The 7352-nt window shown below is 70.0% G+C and carries 6 protein-coding genes; all 6 read left to right on the forward strand.

Going from position 1 to position 7352, the window contains the following annotated elements:
* Positions 1 to 4: 4 nt before the first annotated feature.
* The 6 genes from ACWDKQ_RS01925 (at position 5) to ACWDKQ_RS01950 (ending at position 7303) form a co-directional block, all read left to right on the forward strand.
* The gene (locus ACWDKQ_RS01925; protein WP_450136880.1) at positions 5 to 820 is read left to right on the forward strand and encodes an ESX secretion-associated protein EspG; all 816 of its coding nucleotides are present in this window, start codon (positions 5 to 7) and stop codon (positions 818 to 820) included.
* Between the two features lie 134 nt (positions 821 to 954).
* Positions 955 to 2283, forward strand: a complete 1329-nt coding sequence (locus tag ACWDKQ_RS01930; RefSeq protein ID WP_450136881.1) for a M16 family metallopeptidase — start codon at positions 955 to 957, stop codon at positions 2281 to 2283.
* Positions 2280 to 3647 carry a M16 family metallopeptidase gene (locus ACWDKQ_RS01935; protein WP_450136882.1) on the forward strand — a complete coding sequence of 456 codons (1368 nt, stop codon included), beginning with the start codon at positions 2280 to 2282 and terminating at the stop codon, positions 3645 to 3647. The genes ACWDKQ_RS01930 and ACWDKQ_RS01935 overlap by 4 nt, the downstream gene beginning before the upstream one ends.
* 25 nt (positions 3648 to 3672) lie before the next feature.
* Positions 3673 to 4599, forward strand: coding sequence for an NAD(+) diphosphatase (nudC, locus tag ACWDKQ_RS01940; RefSeq protein ID WP_450136883.1), 927 nt, complete (start codon positions 3673 to 3675; stop codon positions 4597 to 4599).
* 256 nt (positions 4600 to 4855) lie between these two features.
* On the forward strand, positions 4856 to 6943 hold the full coding sequence (locus ACWDKQ_RS01945) for an ATP-dependent DNA helicase UvrD2 (protein ID WP_450136884.1): 2088 nt from the start codon (positions 4856 to 4858) through the stop codon (positions 6941 to 6943).
* 147 nt (positions 6944 to 7090) lie between these two features.
* Positions 7091 to 7303, forward strand: coding sequence for a hypothetical protein (locus ACWDKQ_RS01950; RefSeq protein ID WP_450136885.1), 213 nt, complete (start codon positions 7091 to 7093; stop codon positions 7301 to 7303).
* Positions 7304 to 7352 lie beyond the last annotated feature (49 nt).

Below are 7352 nucleotides of genomic sequence, written 5' to 3' on the forward strand. Positions count from 1 at the left end.
AACAGTGGGCGTGTTGGGGCGGTGGCAGCTTCAGCCGGTGCACTTGGACATCGTGCTTAAGTACCTGAAGATCGACGGTTTGACCCTGCCGTTGAGCAGCCGTTCTTTCGGCTACACCGCGGACCAGTTCAGCCAGATCGCGATCGGTGAGCTGGACCGGATGGCCGCCGCCGGAGTCGTGATCAACGACGAGGTCGCGCCGCCGCTGGTCACCGCGCTCAAGACGCTGGCCGACCCGTACCTGTGGGTCGACTCGCTGTGGTTCCCGCAGGTCGGCTCCGATCACTGCTGGCGGGCGCTCGCGGTGTTCACCGAGGGTAACCGGGTCGTGCTCGGCGTGCAGACCCCGAGCGAGGACCCGCAGCGCGGCGGCATGCTGACCGTCGAGGTGCACGAGAACGTCCCGCTGCCGCAGGTGCTGCTGGCGACGCTGCCGCCCACCAAGCCGGGCCGACAGGGGCCGGTGCGCGTCCCGCAGAGTTCGCTGGTGCAGGCGCCGCCGGAGGACTTCGACCAGATGAGCGTGATGCAGGCGGCCACCCCGAGCCGCGGCAGCAGCGGCGACCAGCAGGTCGCGCTCTACGAGGCGATCGGGAAGGCGCCGCACGCGCGCATCGGCCAGATGTCGGCGAGCATCCGCGACCAGTACGGCCGCCGGAAGCGTTCCCAGGTGGTGTCCTGGTTCGACAACGAGCCGGACGGCCGCTACCTGAACCGGGTCGAGCGCGGCAGCTCCGGCGAGCAGGTCTTCGCGATCCTCCCGGCCGACGCGCGCACGATCGGCGCCGAGATCGAATCCCTCATCGCCCAGGTCCGCTGACCGCGCCCGAACGCTCTACCGCCGCTGGACGCTGCGCGGAGGAAATTCGCCACCTACGCCGGGTGATCACGAAACGCCGAAGAGCGGTGAAGGGGGCACGCGCGGCTTGACAGTCCGCACGTAGGCTGCATGGCATGGTCGAACCCCAGCTGCATCGCGTTACCTTGCCCAATGGGCTGCGCGTGGTGTTGGCACCGGACTCGGCAGCGGGCCGAGCATCGTCAGGGCAGGCCCCTGTGGTCGGTGTCAGCGTGCACTACGACGTGGGCTTCCGCTCGGAACCGGAGGGGCGCACCGGTTTCGCGCACCTCTTCGAGCATTTGATGTTCCAAGGCAGCGAGAGCCTGGAGAAACTCGCGCATTTCCGGCACGTGCAGGGTTCCGGAGGCACGTTCAACGGTTCGACGCACCAGGACTACACCGACTACTACCAGGTGCTGCCGTCGGCGGCCCTGGAGCGGGCGTTGTTCCTCGAAGCGGACCGGATGCGGGCGCCGAAGATCACCGAGGAAAACCTGCGCAACCAGGTGGACGTGGTGAAGGAGGAGATCCGCCTCAACGTCCTCAACCGCCCCTACGGCGGGTTCCCGTGGATCCTGCTGCCGCCGGTGCTCTACTCGACCTTCGCCAACGCGCACAACGGCTACGGCGACTTCACCGACCTGGAACAGGCGACCGTCGAGGACTGCGCCGCGTTCTTCGACACCTTCTACGCGCCGGGCAACGCGGTGCTGACCATCGTCGGTGACATCGACGTCGAGCAGACCATCGACCTGGTCAACAAGCATTTTGGTGACGTGCCGACGCGCAACGTCCCGCCGCGGCCGTCCTTTGCCGAGCCGTTCCCCGCCGAGGAGCTGCGCGGCAAGCACGCCGACCGGCACGCGCCGCTGCCCGCCGTCGCGCTGGGCCATCGCCTGCCCGACCCGGTCTCCGAACTCGATGCCTACCTGGCGAACGTGGTTCTCGCGGCGATCTTGTCCGACGGCGACGCCTCCCGCCTGCAGCAGCGACTGGTCTACCAGGACGCGCTCGTGGTGGACGTGCACGCCGGCTGCGGCCTGATGGGTGCCCCGCTGGACGCCCGCGACCCGGACACGTTCACCGTCACCGCTATCCACACCCCGGAGGTCGGGCTCGACCGGGTGGTCGGCGCGATCGACGAGGAGCTGGAGAAGCTGGCCACCGATGGCCCGAGCGCGGATGAGTTGTCCCGCGTCACGGCACGCTGGGCCGCGAGCCTGTACCGGGAGCACGACCGGGTGGTCACCCGGACCCTCGACCTGGGCAGCGCCGAACTGCTGCACGGTCGCGCCGAGCTGATCTCCGAGCTGCCGAAGCTGATCGGCGAGGTCAGCGCGGAAAGTGTCGCGTCGGCGGCGAAGTCGCTGCGGCCCGATGCGCGCGCGGTGCTGGAGATCGAACCCGCAGGCGACGAGAACGCGACAGGAGGTGCGGCATGACCCGCGCAACGCACCGCAGCGCCGAGGAAATCGGCCGCACCGAGCTCGGCCCGCGGCCGCTGCCGCCGCTCGGCGAGCCCCGTATCGGCCGCGTACCGGCCGTCGTGGACACCGTGCTGGACAACGGGCTGCGGGTGATCGCAGTCCGGCATGGCGTGGTCCCGATGGTTGAGTTGCGGCTGCGGATCCCGTTCGCCGGTGAGGACCAGAAGCACCCGGCTCGCGCTGAGTTGCTGGCCGAGGCGTTGTTGACCGGCACGGAGCGCCGCAACCGCGTGCAGGTGGACACGGACCTGGCCGCGGTGGGCGGCGACCTGCACGCAACCGTCGATCCGGAGCGGCTCAGCATCACCGGCGACGCGCTGGCCACCGGCTTGGACACCCTGCTCGACGTGCTCGCCGACGCGCTGACCGGCGCGGTGTACCGCGATGCGGAGGTCGAGGGGGAGCGTACCCGGCTGGTCGAGCGGATCACCGTCGCGCGCTCGCAGCCGCGGGTGATCGCGCGGGAGGAGCTGCAGCGGCACCGCTACGGCGACCACCCGTTCGTCCGAGAGGTGCCGCAGGCCGAGGACGTCGCCGAGGTCAGCCCCGAGGAGGTCCGCACGTTGCACCGCGAAGCAGCGCTGCCGCGGGGCTCGGTGCTGGTGCTGGTCGGCGACATCGACCCGGACCAGGCGCTGGCTGCCGTCGAGCGCAACCTCGCGGGCTGGCAGTCGGAGAACACCGCGCGCGAACTTCCGTCGCTGCCGGCGGTTCGCGGCGGCGACGTCCGGCTGGTGCACCGGCCCGGCGCGGTGCAGTCGCAGCTGCGGTTCTCCGCCCAGGCGTTGCCGCGCACCGACCCGCACTACCCGGCTCTGCAGATCGCGAACCTGGTCTTCGGCGGCTACTTCTCCTCACGGCTGGTGGAGAACATCCGCGAGGACAAGGGCTACACCTACGGCGCGCACTCGTCGTTCGAGTTCACCCGGGGCAACGGAACGGTCCTCGTCGACGCGGATACCGCCAGCGAGGTAACCGCGGCCGCGCTGCTGGAGACCCGGTACGAGCTGGCCAGGTTGGCGCTGGTGCCACCGACCGAATCGGAGGTCGAGTCGGCCCGGCAGTACGCCATCGGGAGCCTGCTCACCTCGACCGCTTCGCAGTCCGGGATGGCGTCCACGCTCGTCGCGCTGGCCGCAGCGGGCCTGGGACAGGACTGGCTGCTCGCGCACCCGGAGCGGTTGCGGGCGATCACGGTCGAGCAGGTGGGCGAGGCGGCGCGGCGGTTTACCCCGACCGCGTTCACCGGCGTTGTCGTCGGTGACGCGGACAAGCTCGCCGACCAGCTTCGGCTGCTCGGGGGTGTGGTGTTGCCATGACGTGGTTGGACGGTGAGACGGGCAAATGATTTCCGACGTGGTCGCGGGGGCGGGTTTCCAGCTGGACTCCGCGCCCCTGCTGTCTAGGTCCACTGTGGATCGCCGGGAGACGCTGCGGGACACCCTGGACGGCGGGGCGGAGCTGTGGTCGACCGGTCGGGTCGTGCTGGTGGACGCCAAGGGGCGCACCCAGATCGGCCCGGATTCGCGGCTGGTGATGCACCCCGCGAGCGACTTCGGCGAACGTCCGGCCTCGAATGCGGTCCTGCTCGGCGCTGAGGGCGAGATCACCTACTGGGCGCTGCGCAGCGAGCACGACGGCGCCCAGGACGACTGGCGGGACCTGCGCACCGGCGGTGGTCTGCTCAACGACACCGACGCCGGGTTGTTCACCACCGCAGTCGGCCTCCTCGGCTGGCACGACAGCGCCCGCTACTGCGCTGTGTGCGGGGCGGCGACCACGCGGGTCCGCGCCGGTTGGGCGCGGCGTTGCACGGGTTGCGACCGCGAGGAGTACCCGCGCACCGATCCGGCCGTGATCTGCCTGGTGCACGACGGCGTGGACCACGTGCTGCTGGCCCGCCAGCCGATCTGGCCGCCGCAGCGGTACTCGGTGCTGGCCGGGTTCGTCGAGGCCGGCGAGTCGCTGGAAGCCTGCGTCTCGCGCGAAATCGCGGAGGAGGTGGGCGTCGTGGTGTCGGACGTCCGTTACCTCGGCAGCCAGCCGTGGCCGTTCCCGCGGTCGCTGATGCTGGGCTTCGCCGCGATCGCGGACCGGTCCGCGCCGCTTACGCCGGCCGACGGCGAGATCGAGGAAGCCCGCTGGGTGCACCGCGACACAGTTCGGGCCGCCCTGAAATCGGAGGGCGGAGCGGTCGACGGCCTGTGGCTCCCGCCCGGGGTGTCCATCGCCTACCGCATGATCAAGGGCTGGGCCACCTGGAACGACTGACGCGGGAGGGCTGGTCGGGGCGCGTCCCCGCCCGGCCCTCCGACGGCGTCCGGGCTCGGCGGTGCAGGTTCCCATACCCGTTTTTGGGCTCCCGCAGCCCGATGTCGGTGCGTGCGAACTTCCCCGAGTGCTTCCACTCTGGGGCGCATTCCGGGCGCGATTTTCGTGCGAATCGCTTTGCGGGGATTTCCGACACGCGGTGTCGGGTGCTGGGTGTGGCCTCGAACGGGGGAGGCGGTCTGCAAAGATGCCGGGCATGACCGAGCAGCCGCGACTTCTGGAAGGGTTGGATCCGGAGCAGCGGCAGGCGGTCATCGCACCACGCGGCCCCGTATGCGTGCTGGCGGGCGCGGGTACCGGCAAGACCCGCACGATCACCCATCGCATCGCCTTCCACGTGCAGCGCGGGCTCGTCGCCCCGAACCAGGTGCTCGCGGTGACCTTCACGGCCCGGGCGGCGGGGGAGATGCGCACCCGGTTGCGTACGCTCGGCGCGGCGGGGGTGCAGGCGCAGACCTTCCACGCGGCGGCCTTCCGGCAGTTGCGCTATTTCTGGCCGCGAGTGCACGAGACCCAGATGTGGCAGCTGACGGACAACAAGTTCCGGCTGGTCATGCAGGCCGCGAACAAGCTCGGCCTGTCCACCGAGCGGGAGGACGTCCGCGACCTGGCCGGCGAGATCGAATGGGCCAAGTCGTCGCTGGTGGGCCCCGAGCAGTACCCGGCCGCCGCGGCCGCCACCGGGCGGGACGTGCCGGTGCTGCCGGAGCAGCTCAGCAAGGCGTTCGCGGCCTACGAGCAGCTGAAGAACCGGGCGCAGGTGCTGGACTTCGACGATCTGCTGCTGCACATCGCGGCGATTCTGGAGGACGAGCCGGAGATCGCCGAGGAGTTCCGCAGCCGGTACCGGTCGTTCGTCGTGGACGAGTACCAGGACGTCAACCCGCTGCAGCAGCGGGTGCTCGATTCCTGGGTGGGCAACCGCGACGACCTCACGGTGGTGGGCGACGCGAACCAGACGATCTACTCGTTCGCGGGCGCCTCGCCGAAGTGGTTGATCGGCTTCCCGCGCAAATACCCGGAAGCGACGGTGGTGCGCCTGGAGCGGGACTACCGGTCCACGCCGCAGGTGGTGGGCCTGGCCAACCAGGTCATCGGCGCCGCGCGGGAGCGGCCGGCCGGCACGCGGCTGAAGCTGGTCGGGCAGCGCCCGGACGGGCCGCGCCCGGATTTCGCCGAGTACGACGACGAGACCGACGAGGCCGAGGCGATCGCCCGCAAGATCGCGCAGCTGGTCAAGGGGGGTGTTGCGCTTTCGGAAATCGCAGTGCTGTTCCGGGTCAACGCGCAGTCGGAGGTCTACGAGAAGGCGCTCTCCGACGCCGAGATCCCCTACCAGGTACGTGGTGGTGAGCGGTTCTTCGCACGCGCGGAGGTGCGGCAGGCCATGGTCGCGCTGCGCGCGGCAGTCGCGCACGGCGCCGAGGAGGAGGACCTGCCCACGACGGTCCGCTCGGTGCTGCGCGAGCTCGGGCTGACCGACGAGCCGCCTGCCGGTGGTGCCGCGCGCGAGCGGTGGGAATCGTTGATCGCGCTGGTGGAGCTCGCGGAGGAGCTCGCCGCGACGGTGCCCGACGCGGGCCTGTCCCGCTACGTCGCAGAACTGGATGCGCGAGCCGAGTCCCAGCACCCGCCGACCGTCGAAGGCGTCACACTCGCTTCGCTGCACGCCGCCAAGGGGCTCGAGTGGGACGCGGTTTTCCTGGTGGGGCTGGTCGAAGGCACGTTGCCCATCCAGCACGCCGACACCGACGCCGGCGTCGAGGAGGAGCGCCGCCTGCTCTATGTCGGGGTCACCCGCGCCCGCGAGCACCTTTACCTGTCGTGGGCGCTGGCGCGCGCGGGTGGGCGCCGTTACCGGCGGCGCAGCCGCTTCCTGTACAGCCTGGTGCCGGATGAGCACCCGGCGGCGCTGCCCAACAAGGTCAAGCAGCGCGAGCTGTTGTCGCGACCTGCGAAGTCCGCGAAGCCGCGTTGCCGCATTTGCAACGCCACGCTGGCGGGCACGATGGACATCAAGCTCGGCCGCTGCGCCGACTGTCCGTCCGATGTGGATGAAGACCTGCTGTCGCAGCTGAAGGTGTGGCGCAGCGAACGCGCCCGGCAGCTGAAGGTCCCCGCCTACGTGGTGTTCACCGACGCGACGCTGACCGCGATTGCCGAGCAGCGGCCGTTGGACGAGAGCGCACTGGTGGGCATCTCCGGGATCGGCGCGTCGAAGTTGCAGAAGTTCGGCTCCGACGTGCTCGCGCTAATCCAGGGTGAGCGCCGGGGCACACCCTGAAATGCCTGGTGACGCAGGTTTTTCAGACGATCGAGCGGATTCTTCGAAAAATACGTTGCGACCGGCACGGCTGTGCCAATAACCTGCAAGAGCGCGAGCCGTGGTTGGAAGAAACCGCGGCCTGAACCCCGAAGGGAGGTGGCCTTGGTGTCCACGATTCTGCTGTCGAGCACCCCGAGCCACCTCATGGCCGGGGCAATCGCGCTGTTCCGCGTTACTTTCGCGCCGTTGCCAGCTGTTGCCGAACACGATGCCGGCTATGGCCGAAAGCTCAACCCGCGTTGGTTCCGCGCGCTGCCGCTGACCGTGGTCGACCCACGGCGGTCCGCTCTTTGGCGATTCCTCGATCCAATGATCTAGGAACCTCCCAGGCTTCTCGAAGGCCGCGGACCCGCATCGGGTCCGCGGC

Source organism: Saccharopolyspora sp. NPDC000995 (assembly GCF_053599315.1).

Bases quoted from the DNA above. Each gene is read 5' to 3' on its own strand.
- ACWDKQ_RS01945 (WP_450136884.1), top strand. From the start codon at position 4,856: ATGACCGAGCAGCCGCGACTTCTGGAAGGGTTGGATCCGGAGCAGCGG.
- ACWDKQ_RS01930 (WP_450136881.1), top strand. From the start codon at position 955: ATGGTCGAACCCCAGCTGCATCGCGTTACCTTGCCCAATGGGCTGCGC.
- ACWDKQ_RS01935 (WP_450136882.1), top strand. From the start codon at position 2,280: ATGACCCGCGCAACGCACCGCAGCGCCGAGGAAATCGGCCGCACCGAG.
- nudC (WP_450136883.1), top strand. From the start codon at position 3,673: ATGATTTCCGACGTGGTCGCGGGGGCGGGTTTCCAGCTGGACTCCGCG.